The sequence below is a fragment of the Nocardia sp. NPDC049190 genome (assembly GCF_040648115.1).
In the GTDB taxonomy this organism is placed as follows: domain Bacteria; phylum Actinomycetota; class Actinomycetes; order Mycobacteriales; family Mycobacteriaceae; genus Nocardia.
In genome coordinates this window covers 1-18,345 of sequence record NZ_JBEZDE010000056.1, presented here as the reverse complement: position 1 = coordinate 18,345, position 18,345 = coordinate 1, and the positions used below count along the sequence as shown (strand labels likewise).

Genomic DNA, 18,345 nt, shown 5'->3' with positions numbered 1-18,345 from the left:
CGGGTTGTCCGATCTGGAAATTCAGCGGTTGGGCAGAACCACGCGAATGCGGGAGCCGGGGTCGGCGACGGCGATGGTCCCGCCGTGCAGGTCGACCACCCAGCGGGAGATGGCGAGACCGAGCCCGGTGCCGCCACCTACCGTTCGACCGCCTCTGGTGAAACGGTCGAAGACGGTCGCTCGCTCGGCGAGCGGGATCCCGGGGCCCTCGTCCTGCACGTCGATGACGGTGTCGTTCTGGCGCGCGGACGCGGCGATGCGGACTTCGCCGCCGGCCGGACCGTGCCGTGCGGCATTGTCGAGCAGATTGAGTAACACCTGATGCACACGCGCGCGGTCCGCGTACACGCTCACGGTGCTCGGCTGTACGTCGGTGCGGAAGCGCACGCCGCGCCCGAGGGCGGCGGTCATGACTTCCGCCTCGGCAACGACCTCGGCCAGCAACGGCGCGACCGGAAACTCTTCCCGGTCGAGCGGAAATGCACCCGCTTCGATGCTGGACAGGTCGAGCAGTTCGGAGACGAGCAGGCTCAGCCGCTCGGTTTGCGCCAGCGCCGTGCGCAGTGTCGCCGGGTCGGGCACGCAGACGCCGTCGACCAAGTTTTCCAGCACCGCGTTCAAGGCGGTGATGGGCGTGCGCAGTTCGTGCGACACATTCGCGATGAGATCGCGGCGCTGCTGGTCGGCCGCGGCCAAATCGGCGGCCATCTGGTTGAACGCCGCGGCCAATTGTCCGACCTCGTCACGGGAGGTCGCCCGTACCCGGCGGGTGTAGTCGCCGTGCGCCATCCGCTGAGCGGCCGCCGTCATCTCCCGCAGCGGCCGTGTGATGCCATGCGCGAGGAACTGCGAGGTCACCAGCGCGATCACCATCGCGGTGATCGTCGTGCGGGGTGGCAACCACCCGATCTGGAACCGGAAGAACCCGAACGCGACGCCGCCGGAACCCAGCATGAGAATCGCCAGTTTCAGCTTGATCGACCGCACCCGGTCAAGCGGCCGCGGCAACGCCTCAGCCGCTGCCCGGTCACCCATCCGGCGCACCCATCTCCAGGTGGCAGAGGCGATGTCGGGGAGCGCACCTGACCTCGCCGGATCGATACCTGGTGTAGGGCCCAGTTCGCCGGCCTCATCATCCGCTCCGACGGACTGCGGGGACAGCGCACCACGAGCGGTCCGAGCCCCCGCGCGCTCGGTGCTCATCGAGCCTCCAGCGCGTAACCGACACCGTGTACGGTACGGATCAGGTCGGCACCGAGCTTGCGGCGCAGCGCCTTGACGTGACTGTCGACCGCGCGCGTGCCGGCGGCGTCGGCCCAGTCCCAGACTTCTTCGAGCAGCTGCTCACGCGCGAGAACCACACGCGGTCGACGGGCCAGGCGGGCCAAAAGGTCGAATTCGAGCGGGGTGAGCTGCGCCTCGACCTCGGCGCGCCATACCCGACGCTGGTCGACATCGATGCGTAGGTCACCGACCAGGATGGTCGCGCCATCCCGGTCGGCGGCACGTTCCACCCGACGCAGCAGCGCATGCACCCGGGCCGCGAGCACACGCAGCGAGAACGGCTTCGTCAGATAGTCGTCCGCACCGACCCCGAGACCGATGAGCTGGTCGGTTTCGTCGGTGCGCGCGGTGAGCATGAGCACGGGAATCGGCCGGACCGCCTGAACGCGGCGGCAGACTTCGAGCCCGTCGAAGCCCGGCAGCATGACGTCGAGAACCACCAGGTCCGGCTTCCTGGCCGCGACAGCGTCGACCGCCGAGGGGCCGTCGTGTGCGAGGTCCACGGTGAACCCTTCCGCCCGCAGTCGCGCCGCCACGGATTCGGCGATGGTCACTTCGTCATCGACCACGAGAATCCGACGCGATGCGACCGGTGTGCTCTGTTCCATGACCGGAACCCTAGCCACCGGCTGTGGAGAGAACCGTCGTCAATTGTGGAGATCCGGTGTGCACTCGGCTCGACACCCGGGACAGGGTGTTTCGACGGCGTCGGGGACAACCACGCCAGCGGAAAGTGTCAACAGGGCAGCAGGTCGAAACGTCGTGCCGGCCCCGCGGCGACGCCGGCGCCGGCGCCGGCGCACCTCATCCGGACACTCGGCGGGAGAGCGTGCTCTGGAGACGACGTCAGTCAGGCGAAACGGCGCGCCACGAACGGGACACTGTCGGGCAGGGACGCGGCCATCGTGCCGCTGTGGTCCTTGCCCGGGTAGACGTGGACCTCGGGCCGGACGCCGTGCAATTCCAGGTCGATGACCAGCTTCGCGGTCAGCGGGGCGGGGACGTCGGTGTCGTTGGTGCCCTGGCCGATGAACAAGGGACGGTCGTACCCGGTGAGCGGGACGTCCAGCACCGGGCGCGCCTTGGCGGCGAAATCACCGTCGGAAAGCGGGCGGGAGAACAGCTGGCCCACCGAGATTCCCTTCGCACGGTCGGCCAGCTGTTGGAAGCACAGCGTCTCCGCGGCAGTGGCCAGTTGCCTGCCGAGCGGGGTGAGGTGGCTGTCGATACCGAAGTCGGGACGGGCAGCCTTCAAGCCGACCATCACATAGGTGATGTAAGCGGTGAGGTGCGCGGACTCGATAGGGGGTATACCGGGACCGATGAGCGAAGCCGCCTCGACGACATTGGATGCCGGGCCGGTAGCGACCGCTCCGCGATAGTCGAGTTCCGGTGCGTACGCCGTGGCCAGCGATGCGGTGAAGACCGTCGCGCCGCCGCCCTGCGACTGGCCGATGGCCACCCACTTCGAGGCCAGCGAATCGTCTACGGCGCGCGCGGCGCGCACCATGTCGATCGCCGCGTGCGCCTCGGCGCGGCCGTCCAGGTAGGCATGCGGTCCCGGGGTGCCCAGGCCGATGTAGTCGGTGGCGACGACGGCATACCCCTGCTTCATCCAGGTGGCCAGGTAGTCCAGGTCGCGCTCGCTGCGTCCCGCGGTCGAGGGTGCACATTCGTCGCCGAGACCGACCGTGCCGTGTTCCCAGGACATCACCGGCCAGCCACCACTCGGCGGGACGCCCGCGGGGGTGAAAACCACCCCGGTGGACAGCGCCGGCCGGTCGTCGGAGGTACGGGTCCAGTACGTCACACGACGCGCCGTTGCGGTGCCCGCGACCCAGAGTTGTTCGGGCAGTGCCTCGTCGCGCACGACCGTGCCGGGCACGTGTGCCTCCGGCTCGGCCTGGCCGGTACCTACCGGCATGACCGACATCGCCGCCGCCGCGACGATGATTCCTACCCGACGGATCAGCACAAGGGCCTGCCTCTCGTTCTCGCGTCGACTCGATGTCGGATCGAGACGGATGCTCGACCGTTCGACCGTTCGATCGCCGCATCGCCCTGCATTCTCGACCGCGCGGGCCTGCGCCACAACTCGCTGTGGTGTCCGGTTTCGGGCTGCGGCGCGCGGCGGCGGACACTATCGTGCGTCAGTTGGCTGCGATGGATCCCAGCGGATGTAACGACCACGGCAGCGCATCGATCGGCACCGCCGGAACAGAACGGTCCATACGGCTCGTCTTCGATCCGGTCGTGAACTCGGGGTCGGTGCCCATGATGACTCGACCCTCGCTGTTGACCAGCACCACCCGCTGACCGAATGCCTGGAATCGAGGAAGCAATATCTCCTCGATCGCGGCAACCGGCACATCGGCCCCGGCGATTCCGATAAAAGTTCCCGACGTAGTTGTCACCGGGATCGCGAATGTGCACACGTACTGATCGGTGCATGCGTAATCGAGAAGCGGCCCCTGTACCCATCGCCGACCTTGATCGCGCGGGATAGCAAACCAGTCCATCCCGGTGTAGTCGTAAAAGTATTCACTGGTCGGATTCAATTCCAATGTGAGGCGTTGCGGTCCGCGTTGCGCGTTCGGAAGCCACCATTCGAGGTACCGCGGGCAATCCGCGAGAACGCCGTCGGCCATCACAACACCTGCGCCATTCAGCAGCTTTCCACTCTGCTCGAGTTCGCCGAAAATGGTCCCGCGTAGCGGGGCCAGGTCGGTCGCGCGTGGCGCCGACCGCAGCTTTTCCGGGAAACCATCCCACAAGGTCATCAGTGCGGTCCCGATGGTTGCCAGCGACAGATATACCTCGTCGGCCAGTTCCGTGACGCCATGAACGAGCGACTCGACGGTCACCTGGTCTGAAAAATTATCGGTATCCCTCATCGATCACGAAGCTCCAAACGTAGGGCAACGAGGCGGCGAATGCGTGATTCAGTATGTAATTCTGCCAGTTCTCTCGCCCGGGCGTCGTCCTCCCGTTCGATCGCGTCGACCAGGTCACGATGGGCGATCGCCTCGGTCGCCGGATCCAGTTTCAACCGCGGCAGCCAGAGCAAGGCGGAGAGCTCGGCCTGCAGACCGACCTCGGCGCGGGTCAGGCGGGTCGACTGCGCACACACTGCCATCTCGATATGAAAGCGGCTGTCGACCCGGCGCGCCGCGACACTGTCGGCGCTGTCCTTCAGCCTGTCGGCGAGGGTACGGAGCCGGGCAATATCGGCCCGCAACCCGCGGCGCGCGGCGAACACGGCAGCCGCCCCGGTGACGGCGAAGTGCTCGTCCCCCAGATCGCGCAACTCCTGGATGCTCATCTGCTGCAAACGCGCTAGCGAAGTGGTCTCGAGCACCTTCGTCGAACCACAGATGAAGCTGCCACCCCCACGCCCGCGCCTGGTGTGCACGATTCCCAGCTGCCGGAGAACGGCCAGCGCCTCCCGCAGGGTCATGGTCGACACACCCAATTGGTAGGCGAGATCGGTCTCACTCGGCAACTGCTGGCCGTCGACCATCAACCCCAGACTGATGGCCGCGGACAGCCGCTGTACCACGGCCTCGGTCTTCGGACCGCCACCCTCGAGCGGTGACAGCACGGCGCCGAGCGCGGTCAGTCCGACGCTCTCCTGGTGGGACAACGCGACTCCTCGAATGACGGGGACGTGACAGAGATTCTAGCCATGAACACTTGAACTATGAAGTCTAACATTATAGGTATTGGCGGTCGGGCCACGCCTTGGGGCGCGATGCCACCACAGAGAAGATCCATCAACCCGCAGGTGTCGAATAGCCCGCTCCGAGCACGGCGACACATCGAGATTCCGACGGCACCGACCCCCGTCCGATCGCATCACCGCCCGAACCAAAGGCTGCACGCCGGGGTGGCGCAGGCTGTCTCGCCACCACCCGCAGACCACCGGGGCCCGCTCCACCCCTCCTCGAGAGCCATCCGATTCCCTGGTCTACCTGCCGCGAATCACCGAACTGCCATGAGGAGGCGCAAACGCCTCATCGGTAGCGAGACTTAACACGATCACAATCGGAGAACCCTTGAACTATGAAATCTAATGTCTTATGTTATAGGCAATGTGAACCACCTCACCCGGATTTTCGACATCGGCGTCACGATCGAAGCAGGTATCCACATGGCCGAGAACTCGACGGTGCCGAGGCTCCAGCCGGGGATGGTGGCAGGGCTCCAGCCGAATTGGTGGCGAGTCACGTATGGCCGAAGGGTAGTGGTCGCCGAATGCACGAGGTGGGCGCGGTGACGAGGTATCGAGGATGGATGAAATGCGCCGAACGGAAGTCAACGGAGTGCGTGTGACATGGCACGTGGTCGAGCATCACCTGATCGCGATTGTCGCCGTGGACAACACGTCCGACGCATCACCGGTGGTGTCATTCACCCCCGGCAATTACCCGGATCTCGCGCAGGCGCGAGAACTCTTTCCGGAACTGACAAGGCTGTGGGATGCGGTCCGCCACGAATTCTGGACCAGACTCATCCCGCCGCAGCCCTTGATGGCCCGTAGGCAGGCGTTGGCATGACCTCGACGCCGATCGATGCCTCAGGTTCCATTCCGGCAAATCACGGGCCTCGATCGTGCAACCGACACCCAGGGCGACCGACATCGCCGGCCGCAGCCCACCCGACTCGGACTGCCGCCACGCAGCCTGACGCCGTGTGACCGCCGGCGTCGGCGCACCGTTGGGCGCAGCTACGGCGGCGGAGCCGCCACGGCACAGGACGTGGTGTCCACAGCGGTCCTGGTACCGGGAATCCCAACCGACCATTACCGCCACCCGGCTCCCGCGATCAGCCGATCGGTTCCGGCATCGACACAGTGCGGTAGAAGCAGGAAATGGTGTCCGCGGTGGCCGGATCGGTCATTTCGACCCGCCATGCGTCACCGAACTGGTCGACACCGGGCAGCATCGAGATGGTGCCCGAGATCAGCACGGTGCCGGGCTTGTCCGCACCGCGGTCGGCCAGTACCCCGAGCCAATACGCGGGCGTGAGCAGATCGCCGAGGGTGCCCTGCTGAATGAGCTGCGAGGACTCGCCGTGCCCGACCCAGGCCCGCAGGGTGATGTCGTCGAGATGGTCGGCTACGTCCGACAGCCGCCACGCCCGGGTGCCGAGCACGTCGGGCGCCGCGTTCTTGCTCCACGCCACGCCATGCGTCTCGAGCGCCCGGTCGGTGTGATCGCACGCCACGGTCAGTAGGACCTCGTGCTCGGTAATGACCAACGCCCACTCGGCTTCGCCCGAAGTTCGCCGATGCTGCACGAACACCTCGTCGGTCTGCTGCGCGAGGTAGTGCGCGATCGGGTACAGCGTCGGTGTTGTCTGCGGTGCGGGCACACCGAGTTCGGCCAGCTCCGCGATGTGCGCGGCAACTTCGTCCTGGCGACGCCCGGCGTAACCGGCGTTGTAGAGCGCCGTGACCTCGACGTGCTCGGTGCTGCCGTCGGGCAGGGCGAAGGTGAGCTGTGGCATCCGGGATTCTCCTGTAGCTGTCGATCGGGACTGCCTTCGCGGGTAATCAGCTGTTTACGCCGAAGGACTTGCGCATTCATCTTGTATACAGCAAGTATATGACTCGTACAAAAGCCGGCGTGGCCAGAAACACACGCTCACCCGTCACGATCGGCGCTACAAAGAGGAGTGTCATGTTGGCCGATCCCCCGGCGCACACCGCATCGCCCGCCCACCGCAGCGGCTTGGCCAAGGCGTTCACCGCAAGCCTGACCGGCACCGCGCTCGAGTGGTACGACTTCGCGGTCTACTCGGCCGCTTCGGCGTTGGTGTTCCCGCAGGTCTTCTTCCCGAGCTCAGATCCACTCACCGGGACAATCCTCGCGTTCTCCACCTACGCGGTCGGCTACCTCGCCCGGCCGGTCGGCGGTTTCGTCTTCGGCCGGCTCGGCGACATCCTCGGCCGTAAGCAACTTCTCGTGATCACGCTGCTGCTCATCGGCGTGACGACGTTCGCGATCGGGCTCGTCCCCGGTTACTCGACCATCGGCATCGCCGCACCGATCGCGCTGGTGGTGCTGCGGTTCGCCCAGGGAGTCGCGGTCGGTGGCGAGTGGGGTGGCGCAGTCCTGCTGTCCAGCGAATACGGCGATCCCCGCCGCCGCGGGTTCTGGGCCTCGGCTGCGCAGATCGGGCCGCCGGCAGGCAATCTGCTCGCCAACGGCGCCCTCGCATTGCTCACCGCAGCGCTGAGCAAGTCCCAGTTCGAAAGCTGGGGTTGGCGGTTGGCATTCCTCGCCTCCGCACTCCTCGTGGGATTCGGGCTCTGGATCCGGCTACGCCTCGAGGACACCCCCATCTTCAAGGCCATGCAGGAATCCGGCGATCGTCCCGACGCGCCGATTTCGGAGGTTGTGCGCACTCACCCACGCAGGTTGCTCGCCGCGATCCTGTCCCGACTGGCCCCGGACGTGATCTACTCGCTGTTCACCGTCTTCACGATCACCTACGGCACCAAAATTCTGCATTTCGAGCGGAGCACCGTCCTGATCGCCATCCTCATCGGCTCGGGCTGCCAGTTGCTGACGATCCCGCTCGCCGGTGCGGTGTCCGACCGCATCAACCGGCGTCTGCTCTATGCGATTGCGGCAGTCGGCGGATTGGTGTGGACGGTCGTGTTCTTCCCGCTGATCGACGGCGGCTCACGCCTGCTGCTGATCATCGGGATCGTCGTCGGCCTGACGTTCCATTCGTTCATGTACGGACCGCAGGCGGCCTTCATCACCGAGCAGTTCACCATCCATCTACGTTCGACGGGGTCCTCGCTGGCCTACACCATCGCCGGTGTATTCGGCGGCGCCCTGGCACCGTTGATCTTCACGACACTGCTCAGCAGGTTCGACAGCTGGGTACCGCTGGCCGTCTACATCCTCGTCGTGACCGCCGCCACCCTGCTCGGAATCGTTCTCGGTCGCGACCCCGATCCGGATGAGGACGAACAGTACGCTGAACTGACCGAAAAACTCACGCCCGCAGCAGTATCTGCAACGTGATCTCGAGATGCTCGTCGATCTTCGCGTGCGCCAGAACTTCGTCGCCGCCGTCGAGAGCGTCGATGATGGCCTGATGCTCGCCGCACACGTGACGCTGCCGGTTGGCGGTGGCGAACAGTGCGGCGAGCCCGACCCTCAGTTGCCGCGCTTGCAGTCCGGCATACGTGCCCGACAACAGCTCGCTCCCGGCGGCGTCGATGAGGATCTGGTGAAATCGACTGTCCCAGACGATGAATTCTCGCGCCTGCGCGGATTCGGCGAGCATCTCCTGCTGTGCCAGCGCCTCCCGCATCGCGGCGATCGGAGCGCTACCGGATATCAAAGTCTTACTGGCCGCGTGCCTTTCGAGTACCCCCCGCAGATCCATGAGCTCCGCGATCTGCCGGCCACTCATCGCGGGGACGTGCGCGCCACGCTTGGGCACCATCTCCACCAGACCCTCGGCCTGCAACATCAGCAAGGCTTCGCGGACCGGCGTACGCGACACTCCGATACGGTCGGCCAGTTCCTGCTCATTGAGGAATGTGCCGGTCGCCGGCAGCGAGGTCAGCACCTGATCCTTGACGTAGTTGTAGGCCCGTTCTCGCCCCGATAGAGCCGCGTTATGCATACAAAATGTATACACCACCAGGAAGGTTCCCCCGATGCTCACCCGAATCACACTCGCCCAGGTGAACAGCACCCCGGACCCCGCCGAGAATCTCGCCGTCATTGATACCGCAGCGACCCGCGCGGCCGACGCCGGCGCTCAACTCGTCGTGTTTCCCGAGGCGATGATGCGTTGCTTCGGCGAGCCGCTGGGCGAGATCGCACAGCCCATCGACGGCCCGTGGGCGGATGCGGTCCGGGGCATCGCCGAGCGCGCCGGACTCACCGTGGTCGCCGGCATGTTCACTCCCGCCGACGCAGGTCGGGTATACAACACAGTGCTCGTCACGGGGGGCGGCGTCGACGCTCACTACGACAAGATTCATCGCTACGACGCGTTCGGCTTCGCCGAATCCGATACCGTCGCCCCTGGCGAAAAGCCGCTGCGGGTCGAGATCGCCGGCACCCCGGTCGGTTTCGCGACATGCTATGATCTGCGCTTCCCGGGGTTGTTCCAGACTATGGCCGCCGATGGCGCCGACCTTATCGTCGTTCCTGCATCCTGGGGCGACGGCCCTGGCAAGGTCGAACAGTGGCAGCTGCTCACCCGGGCACGAGCCTTGGACTCCACCGCCTACGTCGCCGCCTGCGATCAAGCGCTTCCGGCCATCGTTCCCGATGCCTACGCGACCGCTCCCCTCGGCGTAGGCCACAGCTGTGTGGCCGCTCCCGATGGGACGCTGCTCGACGCACTGGGGGCGGATTCCGAACTGTTGACCGTCGACATCGACCCGACTCGGGTCGCAGAACTACGAAAGGTTCTGCCGGTACTGGCCAACCGAAGGTACTGAGCCACAGACCTTCACGGCTCATCCAGACCCTGACAGTACGTGTTCGCATGCTGTCGCCCACCACCTACAGCGAGGATTCACACACATGGCCGAACGAGCCGACTGGCGCCCCCTGACCGCCGTGGAGGGACTCCCCCTCCTCGGCGGCACCGGCCGATTCCGACAACCGCTCCGTTCCCGGCAGGGATTGCTGTTCGAGATCGAATACCCGGTCGGCGTCGGCTCACCGGAGCATAGGCACGATCACGACAGCTTCATCTATCTGCTCAGCGGCCACCTCCGCGGCACCGTCGACGGGCGGCCAGTGGAGTTGGCCGAGGGCGAGACATTGCTGCATCCGGCCGGCGTCCTGCACAGCGTGACCGCTGTCAGCGATAGCCGATGGCTGGAATTCAAAGCTCCGCCCTCGGACACGCTGAGCTGAATCGCCATCCCGACCGGACTCAGCTCGGCTGCCACCTGCCACTGAAGGTCGCGTCGGATCACCACCGAGCAGGCGCGGCCGAAACCGGCCGCACTGTCCCGCGGGACTCACCCGACGGCAGTCACCCCATGCACGAAGCCGGCCCGCGGCGGTACGATCGCCCCGGGTCGGCGCATTCGTCGAACTAGTCGACACCACGCAGCGGGTTCACGCAGTCAGGTGCCCGAGCGTGATCACCAGCAGGTTGGCAACCAAGACGGCGACGAAGACCACCGCAGCCACTCGATAGTGCACGGCCCACAGTCCGACCGCGGCGCAGCCGAACACCATGACCTTGGTGGCCACCGCGAGCAGGGGGTGGTCGAATGTTGCGTTCGGCGCCGCGACGAGTCCCCAGGCAACCGCCGCGAGCAGCAGGATACCGGCGGCCAGCACAACCTTCACCGGAGTTTCGTCGGCAGTCTTCCAGCCCCACAGCGCCAACGCCGCGAGTGCGACCAACTCAATCGCGAACGCCAACGTCAGATTGGCCCATTTCCAGATTTCTGACATGCCCGCTCTCCCTTACATAACGAGAGCAATGCTCTCCAATGAGAGCATTGTGCACGAAGGTGACTTCGTCAACCCTGGGGCCCCAAAAGGGGTTCATGCGGGAACCACCCGTGCCCTCTGGCCAGGCCGTTCCCTCGGCGGGCTGTGCAGTGCGCGCGCACAGCGAATCTGCCGCGCCGGGTGGGCTTTCCGGATCGGGCAGCGCTGTAGCGTTGACACGGGGTGACCCGTCGCGGAGTTCGCGCTGACCAGCTCCCACCTTTCCGATGAACAGAAGCCGATAACTCCAATCTCGGCCTCGGGCCGCATCGAAGTTCGCTCAAAGTCAACCGCCGATCGGTCGTTCCCGTCGAATTCAATGAACCCGACCCCATTCGGCGTTGAACCAGGCCATGCGAGGTGTCGAAACGGGTCACACAGCTATCTGCCTGCTGCAGCGCCGTTCACACGGTAGGCCGCACGGGCGCGGCCTACGGGGTACGGGACCGGGGTCGCGTCACCGGGGGTGTGTGCCTCGATGACGCCGAGATTCGGTGTGAGACCGTCCAGGCCGGTCAGGCGGCCCTGCCCGGCCTGGACGCCGACGAGAAGGACTTCGACCTCGCAGTCCGCCACGGTGTCGGTCGGCAGCGAGCGATCCAGAGTGACCGCGATCGTCGTGATGGGTTCCAGTCCGCGCTGCAGATACTCCGGCCCGGCCTCGGAGGGCCCGTAGGTGAAGGTGAGTACTTCCGGACCGGAGCATTCACCGACAAACGTCCAACCGCGGACTCGCAGCATGATGTCCAACCCGACGAACACCCGCATATCCGGCTCGGACATCGGATGCCCGCACGGCGTTTCCAACGCCTGTATGACCGAGGCCGGCGGATACCGGCGATGCCAGATGTCGGCCCGCATCGCCGCAATGAACTCCGCCTCCCGCCGCGCAGCACCCCCATCCGCGCCGCGTCGAGACTGCTTGGCGCGCCGGCGCGCGGTCTTGTTCTCGTTCGCCCTGGACACGGGCACCCATGCTCGCAGTCCCGAGCACCCCGACCACGCCCGACACGCCTATTGGCCGTCAGCAAACCCGTCGTCGCCGAACAGGGCACGGGGAGGAAAGTTGACCGGAAGCTCGTGAGTGCCGCGGTGAACTGCCGGAAATGCGCGACCTCACGCGAGATCAAAAAACGACAGATTGTCCGGCACTCCGGGATCGTCGGTGAACTGCTGGAGGTACTCGTAGACGATCTTGGCACGCGACTCGGCGGCGAGATTGCTCCGCAGATCCGCCGACGGCTCACCATTGGAGTCGACGTACGCACCAGTCCACGAGACACCCGCGGTTGCCGACATCGGGTCCGCCACCGTGCAGCGAGGGCAGCGGGTCGGTGGCCACCTGGCGATGGCTTGCTCCCGGCCATCGGCGGACTCGATCACCGGCATCCAGTCGCAGTGTTGATTGGCCTGCTTCACATCGTCGTCGAGGCCATCCCGGAGCATCCGCATTCAGCAACGAAACCGCAACAGTCTGACCCGACGGCGGCCGGACTCAACCGGACGCGCGAGACTGGAGGGCTGTCGGTCTGACAGCATCAGGCCCGGCAGTTTGCCGGTGGTGGACCACTGCCCTGCTCCATCACCCGCCGGTCGGCGACGCAGAAACCCTCGCACGCGTCGCCGGCCACACCCGCATACGCAGCGGCACGCCGATTATGCACTTCAGGACCGGCTCGATCGCAACCTAAAGGATCTGCAGCAGGCGGTGCTCACCGGCTACCCGTCCAGATGGGCATGGCGACAAAAGGCGGCGATGTCTTCTTCCCCGATGTTATCGGCGTTGCGTTCAGCCGTGACGCGCTCTCCGTCGACATCTACCGTTGATGGCTCATCCGGTTCGTCCCGGACCGGCACTCTCATCCCGTTTGCGGCACGGCGGCGTGGTGGTCCAGGGCGCCGACCAAGGGGGCCAGTCGCTGGAGTTCTTCCAGATGTGCGGCGCTGAGCGAGGCCAGGATTTCCTTGCCCGCGTCGGTCAGTGTGAGGCGCACGACGCGGCGGTCCTTGCCCTGCTCCCGGGTGCGGGCGACGAGGCCGAGTTGCTCGGTGCGATCGATCAGTTGCACCACGCTGTGGTGGCGGGCGCACAGATATCCGGCGATTTCTCCGACGCTCGGCCCGCCGGGATCGGAATGCCCTCGGATCGCCAGCAGCAGCTGGTGCTGGGTGTCGGTGAGTCCCACTTCGGCTGCCCGGCGCTCACTCCAACGCAGGAGCTGACGAAGCCCCGCTCGAATCGCCAGCAGCCTCGCGTACTCCTGGTCGGTGAGGGGTTCAGGCGATGACATGGAACCATGTGTCATGGAGTGATAATATCATGAGATGATACATAAGTGAGTGGCGAGCACCCGGGCCTCGTGACCGCGCGTAGGCCGCACCGGCCCGAGCGCTTCGATTCGCCACTACATCTGAAAGGTGGTGGAGAACATGAGTAGTGAAACCATGATGAGTCGGCATCCCGATATCGTGGAGTTGCGGGAAAATTACGAGCGCGCCTCAGAGGCACCGGACGCCCAAGCGGTCAACGGCCTACTGTTTTTGACCGGTCTCTACATCGCGATTTCCCCGTGGGTTGTCGGGTTCAACGGGTTTTCGACCTTGACCGCCAACAACCTCATCGTCGGGACCGCCCTCGCGACGCTGGCTCTCGGGTTCGCCTCGGTGTATGGCCGGACCCACGGCATCGTGTGGGCTGCTCCACTGCTCGGCCTCTGGACGATCCTGGCTCCCTGGATCGTCAGCGGCGACGTCGATACCACATCGACGATCTGGAACAACGTGATCGCCGGCGCCATCGCCGTGCTGCTGGGTCTGGGCTCGATGGTCCTCGGGATCAGCAGAACCGGACGACTCGCCGGCGAGGCACCTCTAACTGGTGCGGCTCGAACCCACCGACCGTCCGGAGCTCGGCCGGATACTTCCGCGCACTGAAACGAAGTCTGTGCCGGCCGCAGGCTGAGCGCGCCATCGCGTCGACCGACACGGCCGGTGGGGTCCACACGGCTGAAAAGGACCAGTAAGACTGGGTACCGCCCCGCCGCAGCGTCGCTCGCACACTGAGCTATCCGACCACGACTGGTGGGGGACCCGAACAGGGATCGGGCCCCCGGCCGGTCGGCCTCGAACCGAAACGTCTAACGCTGCGGATCGGCCGCAGTGGGCCTGATTGCCCCGGCAGTTTGGGGTATTCGATAGCCGTGACTTCGATACCGATCCGGTCGCGCCGCATCTACCCGAGCCACGGGGGAATCTGTCCGGCGTCCTCGCCGATCTCCTACGCGGCGATAACGTGCGTATGGATTTCCGAGGGCGCCGATGCGGCACCTTATGACGACGACCGGCACCTAGGAGGTCGCGGGTGTTGGGCAGTTCCTGCGGGGAGGAGGGCCGAGGTGGCAGGTTCGCGAATACTTTGCGCATCGGCCGATCTATCACCACAAGGAAGCCGACCCGTACGCGTGGGTGATCCCCCGACTGCCTGGTCGAGCCAAGAGAGCGTTGGTCGCGGTCGAGTTCGACGAATTCGGTGGCGGACGCGGCGAACGCGTGCACGCTCGGTTGTTCGCGGACCTGCTCGACGGTGCCGGATTGAACTCCAACTACCTGCACTACCACGCCGTGTTGGCGCCGATGCTGGTGTTGGTGAGCATGATGTCGCTGTTCGGACTGCACCGCGCATTACATGGTGCGCTCATCGGGCCTCGGCGGCGCGCGTAGGCGAGCGGGAGACCTGTGGAAAAACAGGTGCGCGCCACCATCGAACACGCCGTAGGCATAGTAAGAGATGTCTCTGGCGCTGATTCCGCTTCTCACGTCCAGGCGCCGTCGCTGAAGTCTCACCGGCCTGTCCACGCGGACGATGCATTCAGACATGGAGGGGTGGTTCAGAATGGCAATTACAGACGTCGGGGCCTACGCACATCTGAGCCCCGCCGATGTCGAGGCGCTCGGCTGTGAGCTCGATGAGATTCGCCGGGAGATCGAGAACCGGCGCGGAGCGCGGGATGCGCGATACATCCGGCACACGATCGCGTTTCAACGCGCACTCGATGCCCTGTCGCGGCTGACGATCGCGGTCAGCCGCAGCAGAGTCGGCTGGGTGCTCGGCACCGTGGGATTGGCGACGGCCAAAACCATCGAGAACATGGAAATCGGCCACAACGTCTGCCACGGCCAATGGGATTGGATGAACGATCCGGAAATCTGTTCCAGCACATGGGAATGGGACATGGTCGGGCTGTCCTCGCAATGGCGGTACTCGCACAACGTCCGCCACCACGTGTACACGAACGTGCTGGATCTTGACGAGGACATCGGTTTCGGTGTGATACGGGTGACCAGAGACCAGCCGTGGCGTCCCCGGTTTCTGCTACAGCCGCTACAGAACATACTGTTGGCGGTCACCTTCGAGTGGGGGATCGCCCTGCACGGTTTGTACTCCGAGCAGCAGCGTGTGGCAACCAGCGCAGAGCGAAGATCGCAAGCCGAAGCGCTGATCGGCAAGATCGTCCGACAAGCTGGGAAGGACTACGTGCTCGCCCCCGCGTTGAATGGTCTACGCTGGCGTCGCACGCTCGCAGCGAATCTGGCAGCCAACGTCCTGCGCAACCTCTGGGCATATGTGGTGATCTTCTGCGGCCATTTCCCCGACGGCGCCGAGAAATTCACGCCCACGGCGGTGGAGCGGGAGACCACGGCACAGTGGTATCTGCGGCAGATGCTCGGCACGGCGAACTTCGATGCGGGACCGGTGCTGGCGTTCCTGAGCGGGAATCTGTGCTATCAGATCGAACACCATCTGTTCCCGGACCTGCCCAGCAACCGCTACGCCGAAATCGCCCGGCGTGTCCGAACGTTGTGCGACAAGTATGACATTCCCTACACCACCGGTCCGCTGCCACGCCAATATCTGTTGGCGCTGCGCACTATCCACAAACTAGCGCTTCCGAATTCGTTCCTTACCGTCACCGCGGACGACGCAGCTATACGGCATCCAAAGCAAAGTCTGCGGGCCATCGGATTGAGGTAACGGTCGCATCCATAACGCCACCCTGTCCCGACCGGGGCACCGTCCATCAGTTACCTGTCGTCGCCCTACTGCCACTCCTGATCCCCGACGCATCCTGCCGCCAGCCGACGCCGGATTGTCGGAGGACACGACACCGATACCAGCGAAATGCGACAAAAGCGTTCCGAACCGCCCGCTTCGCTCGCATCGACCTCCCACCATCGTCCAGTACACCTTCCATGCCGACGGAACTCGCGTAGTCGCTACACCGGCATAGATCTGCCAATCCGCCCCGGGAGGCGTTCAGGGTCGCCGACGGAAAGGTCGAGCACAATGGTCCGAGCCGGGCGTCGAAGGACTGGGTCGGCATGCTGGGACCTCAGCCGCGTTAGCGAATAATCCCGCGACGCCGATGAGCACGGTGACGATGAGGATGACGAGCCCGATGATGACGATCATGAAGATTTTCTCGGATCTATTGATGTTCTCAGTACTTGTCGACAGAATCGGCGATCGGTAGATCGATCACCGCCCCGGCGGCGGCGCTCGGTTGACACCGAAGTTTCGACGTGCGTCTGCTCCCAAACGTCGACTGCGAGAACCCGGTGCGAGGAAGCCCGGAAGACGTGGGAGCAGAAGGTCGGCGAATCGACATCAGAAGTGTGCGTTTTGCGGGCTGCCATCGGCCCTACGGCACCATCGGCTTCCACCGGGTAACCGAGAGCATCGGACAGAAGTACCATGCCTCTGACGACTTCGAAGTCCGGCACCGTGGCGAAGTCGTCGACGCCGTTTTCGATCTGGTCGAACAGATACTCGGTCTCGACTTTCATCGCCTCGGCGAGCCCGGTCCTTGATCGAGCCCGTGTCAGGAGAGAGATTCTCCGGTGCGAGAGGCAAGTCCACCGGCGTTTCCAGTCGAGGTCATTGCGCAAGCTGACCATTCGCGTTCGCGGGAGACCCGACTCGGCGACTTGTATCACGGCCTTCCAGCGCTGTTCACGACTCGGGGCGCGCGGCTGTGCCGATGCGACCTGTGCTCGGCCGGCGCCGTCGACATCTCAGTCGGGTGGCTTCGACTACCCGAGCGCCGCGGGTTCGGGCCGAGGTACCGTTCGGCGCCGCATTGTCGCCACCCATGTGCGCGCTACCGGCGCGGCGCAGCGTAAGGTGCAACAAAGAATGAGGAATGTCGACGTGCCACGGTTCGGGCCACAGGGTTTCGGACCAGCGTCGGTATATCAGGAACGCTGAAAGGCTCGGTCGCGGCCATTCCATTGCATTACGATGTCGCTCGAAATCCCCGATGGCGATGAGTTTCCCGGGCGCGAAGCTAATAGGCAGGGTACCGGAACTGCTGAACTTGCAACAGGTGCTGGCAGCTGGTCTGGCGGGGTCGGTGGGCGTAGTGGCCGTCGTGGGCGAACCGGGGATCGGCAAGACGCGCATGCTCGGTGAGCTGTGCGAACGTAGCGTTGCTACAGGTTTCGATGTGTTGGCCGGACGTGGATCCGAATTCGAGCGTGAGATTCCCTACGGTTTGGTGGTCGAAGCCCTCGACGAGCGATTCCGGGCGCTCGAGACCGAGATCATCGAGGATTTGGGGCGCAACAGAGTCACGGAACTCGCTGCCGTACTGCCGTCGCTGTCGCGACTCGGTGGCCGGCTCATGAGTCGACTGGAAGTGGAGCGATTCGAGTTCCACCGCGCGGTACGAGCCACGTTCGAGCTGCTTGTCCGCGACCGTCCACTGTTGGTGGCGCTCGATGACGTGCACTGGGCCGACCCCGCCTCCGTGGAGCTGATCGGTCACCTACTACGGCGTCCGGTGCCCGGCATGGTGCTGGCTCTGGGCTACCGCCCACGGCAGGCGCCGCGCCTGCTGCTCAGCGCGGTCGAGCAAGCGATACGCGACCATCTTCTGCGTGAAATCGAGTTGGCGCCGCTGACGATCGGTGAGGCGGCTGCTCTGCTGGGGCAACGACCAGGCTCATCACTCGTGCGCGAATTGCACGCCGAGAGCGGCGGAAACCCGTTTTACCTCGAGCAACTGGCACGGATGGCCCGCAACGATCCAGCGGCTCCACGGCCCGCGGCGTGGGCCGGCAGGAACCATGAGACCGGTATCCCGGCCGCGGTACGCACAACGTTGGCCCAGGAGCTGGCGGTCCTGCCTCGCCATACGCTCAGGGTGCTTCAGGCCGCCGCGGTAGCGGGCGATCCATTCGATCTGGATCTGGTGGCCGAGATCGCGGGTACCGACAAGCATTCGGTGTTGGGATGCCTCGACGCGCTCGCCGCGGCCGACCTCATCCGGGTGGCCGACCTGGCAGGGTGGTTCCGGTTCCGACATCCGATCGTGCGGCGCGTGGTGTACGACGGTGCGATGCCCGGCTGGCGGATCGGCGCCCATCACCGGGCAGCACACGCGCTGGCCCGCCGTGGGGCCTCGCTCGGCGCACGGGCGCATCACATCGAGCGCTCGGCCACCGTCGGCGACGAGGATGCCGTGGCGATCCTGACCGAGGCCGGGCAGGGGGTGGCCCGCCGCGCGCC

The 18,345-nt window shown here is 65.3% G+C and carries 18 protein-coding genes and 2 pseudogenes; 9 read left to right on the top strand and 11 right to left on the bottom strand.

Going from position 1 to position 18,345, the window contains the following annotated elements; translation table 11 throughout:
• Nucleotides 1-21 precede the first annotated feature (21 nt).
• The 5 genes from AB0B25_RS29350 to AB0B25_RS29330 all read right to left on the bottom strand — a co-directional run bounded on the left by AB0B25_RS29350 (nucleotide 22) and on the right by AB0B25_RS29330 (nucleotide 4,927).
• Complete coding sequence (locus AB0B25_RS29350) at nucleotides 22-1,035, bottom strand: HAMP domain-containing sensor histidine kinase (protein ID WP_357186269.1); 1,014 nt, start codon at nucleotides 1,033-1,035, stop codon at nucleotides 22-24.
• Nucleotides 1,036-1,199: 164 nt separating this feature from the next.
• Nucleotides 1,200-1,892, bottom strand: a complete 693-nt coding sequence (locus AB0B25_RS29345) for a response regulator transcription factor (protein WP_357186244.1) — start codon at nucleotides 1,890-1,892, stop codon at nucleotides 1,200-1,202.
• 242 nt (nucleotides 1,893-2,134) lie between these two features.
• Nucleotides 2,135-3,259 carry a lipase family protein gene (locus AB0B25_RS29340; RefSeq protein ID WP_357186242.1) on the bottom strand — a complete coding sequence of 375 codons (1,125 nt, stop codon included), beginning with the start codon at nucleotides 3,257-3,259 and terminating at the stop codon, nucleotides 2,135-2,137.
• 175 nt (nucleotides 3,260-3,434) lie between these two features.
• Nucleotides 3,435-4,178 carry a cache domain-containing protein gene (locus tag AB0B25_RS29335; RefSeq protein ID WP_357186239.1) on the bottom strand — a complete coding sequence of 248 codons (744 nt, stop codon included), beginning with the start codon at nucleotides 4,176-4,178 and terminating at the stop codon, nucleotides 3,435-3,437.
• Nucleotides 4,175-4,927 carry a GntR family transcriptional regulator gene (locus tag AB0B25_RS29330; protein WP_357186236.1) on the bottom strand — a complete coding sequence of 251 codons (753 nt, stop codon included), beginning with the start codon at nucleotides 4,925-4,927 and terminating at the stop codon, nucleotides 4,175-4,177. The genes AB0B25_RS29335 and AB0B25_RS29330 overlap by 4 nt, the downstream gene beginning before the upstream one ends.
• Before the next feature lie 685 nt (nucleotides 4,928-5,612).
• On the opposite strand from AB0B25_RS29330, the gene AB0B25_RS29325 reads away from it, so the two are divergent.
• Nucleotides 5,613-5,840 (top strand): hypothetical protein, encoded by a 228-nt coding sequence (locus tag AB0B25_RS29325; protein ID WP_357186235.1) that lies wholly within the window; start codon nucleotides 5,613-5,615, stop codon nucleotides 5,838-5,840.
• A 268-nt stretch (nucleotides 5,841-6,108) separates the two neighbouring features.
• Here the strand turns inward: AB0B25_RS29325 and AB0B25_RS29320 are convergent, their stop codons facing one another.
• A complete protein-coding gene (locus AB0B25_RS29320; protein WP_357186232.1) occupies nucleotides 6,109-6,792 on the bottom strand; it encodes a DUF2848 domain-containing protein in 684 nt (227 codons plus the stop codon).
• 173 nt (nucleotides 6,793-6,965) lie between these two features.
• On the opposite strand from AB0B25_RS29320, the gene AB0B25_RS29315 reads away from it, so the two are divergent.
• Nucleotides 6,966-8,324 (top strand): MFS transporter, encoded by a 1,359-nt coding sequence (locus AB0B25_RS29315; protein ID WP_357186229.1) that lies wholly within the window; start codon nucleotides 6,966-6,968, stop codon nucleotides 8,322-8,324.
• Here AB0B25_RS29315 and AB0B25_RS29310 read toward each other — a convergent pair.
• Nucleotides 8,296-8,934 (bottom strand): GntR family transcriptional regulator, encoded by a 639-nt coding sequence (locus AB0B25_RS29310; protein ID WP_357186226.1) that lies wholly within the window; start codon nucleotides 8,932-8,934, stop codon nucleotides 8,296-8,298. The genes AB0B25_RS29315 and AB0B25_RS29310 overlap by 29 nt on opposite strands.
• A gap of 34 nt (nucleotides 8,935-8,968) precedes the next feature.
• Here AB0B25_RS29310 and AB0B25_RS29305 point away from each other — a divergent pair, with 34 nt between their 5' ends.
• The gene (locus AB0B25_RS29305; protein ID WP_357186223.1) at nucleotides 8,969-9,763 is read left to right on the top strand and encodes a carbon-nitrogen hydrolase family protein; all 795 of its coding nucleotides are present in this window, start codon (nucleotides 8,969-8,971) and stop codon (nucleotides 9,761-9,763) included.
• Between the two features lie 85 nt (nucleotides 9,764-9,848).
• A complete protein-coding gene (locus AB0B25_RS29300) occupies nucleotides 9,849-10,187 on the top strand; it encodes a cupin domain-containing protein (RefSeq protein WP_357186220.1) in 339 nt (112 codons plus the stop codon).
• Between the two features lie 207 nt (nucleotides 10,188-10,394).
• Here AB0B25_RS29300 and AB0B25_RS29295 read toward each other — a convergent pair whose 3' ends face one another.
• The 4 genes and pseudogenes from AB0B25_RS29295 to AB0B25_RS29280 form a co-directional block, all read right to left on the bottom strand.
• On the bottom strand, nucleotides 10,395-10,739 hold the full coding sequence (locus AB0B25_RS29295; RefSeq protein ID WP_357186217.1) for a DUF2568 domain-containing protein: 345 nt from the start codon (nucleotides 10,737-10,739) through the stop codon (nucleotides 10,395-10,397).
• 420 nt (nucleotides 10,740-11,159) lie between these two features.
• The gene (locus AB0B25_RS29290) at nucleotides 11,160-11,744 is read right to left on the bottom strand and encodes a hypothetical protein (protein WP_357186214.1); all 585 of its coding nucleotides are present in this window, start codon (nucleotides 11,742-11,744) and stop codon (nucleotides 11,160-11,162) included.
• A gap of 57 nt (nucleotides 11,745-11,801) precedes the next feature.
• Nucleotides 11,802-12,224: pseudogene (locus AB0B25_RS29285) on the bottom strand (manganese catalase family protein); the annotation flags it as partial.
• Between the two features lie 413 nt (nucleotides 12,225-12,637).
• On the bottom strand, nucleotides 12,638-13,084 hold the full coding sequence (locus AB0B25_RS29280; RefSeq protein ID WP_357186211.1) for a MarR family transcriptional regulator: 447 nt from the start codon (nucleotides 13,082-13,084) through the stop codon (nucleotides 12,638-12,640).
• 124 nt (nucleotides 13,085-13,208) lie between these two features.
• Here AB0B25_RS29280 and AB0B25_RS29275 point away from each other — a divergent pair, with 124 nt between their 5' ends.
• The 5 genes and pseudogenes from AB0B25_RS29275 to AB0B25_RS29255 form a co-directional block, all read left to right on the top strand.
• Entirely contained in the window at nucleotides 13,209-13,712 is a 504-nt protein-coding gene (locus tag AB0B25_RS29275; protein WP_357186208.1) for an SPW repeat protein, read from the top strand.
• Nucleotides 13,713-14,174: 462 nt separating this feature from the next.
• Nucleotides 14,175-14,480, top strand: a pseudogene (locus AB0B25_RS29270) (iron-containing redox enzyme family protein); the annotation flags it as partial.
• A 190-nt stretch (nucleotides 14,481-14,670) separates the two neighbouring features.
• Nucleotides 14,671-15,810, top strand: a complete 1,140-nt coding sequence (locus tag AB0B25_RS29265; RefSeq protein ID WP_357186205.1) for a fatty acid desaturase — start codon at nucleotides 14,671-14,673, stop codon at nucleotides 15,808-15,810.
• A gap of 605 nt (nucleotides 15,811-16,415) precedes the next feature.
• The gene (locus AB0B25_RS29260; protein WP_357186202.1) at nucleotides 16,416-16,646 is read left to right on the top strand and encodes a hypothetical protein; all 231 of its coding nucleotides are present in this window, start codon (nucleotides 16,416-16,418) and stop codon (nucleotides 16,644-16,646) included.
• Between the two features lie 449 nt (nucleotides 16,647-17,095).
• A partial coding sequence (locus AB0B25_RS29255) for an AAA family ATPase (protein WP_357186199.1) occupies nucleotides 17,096-18,345 on the top strand: 1,250 nt, incomplete at its 3' end.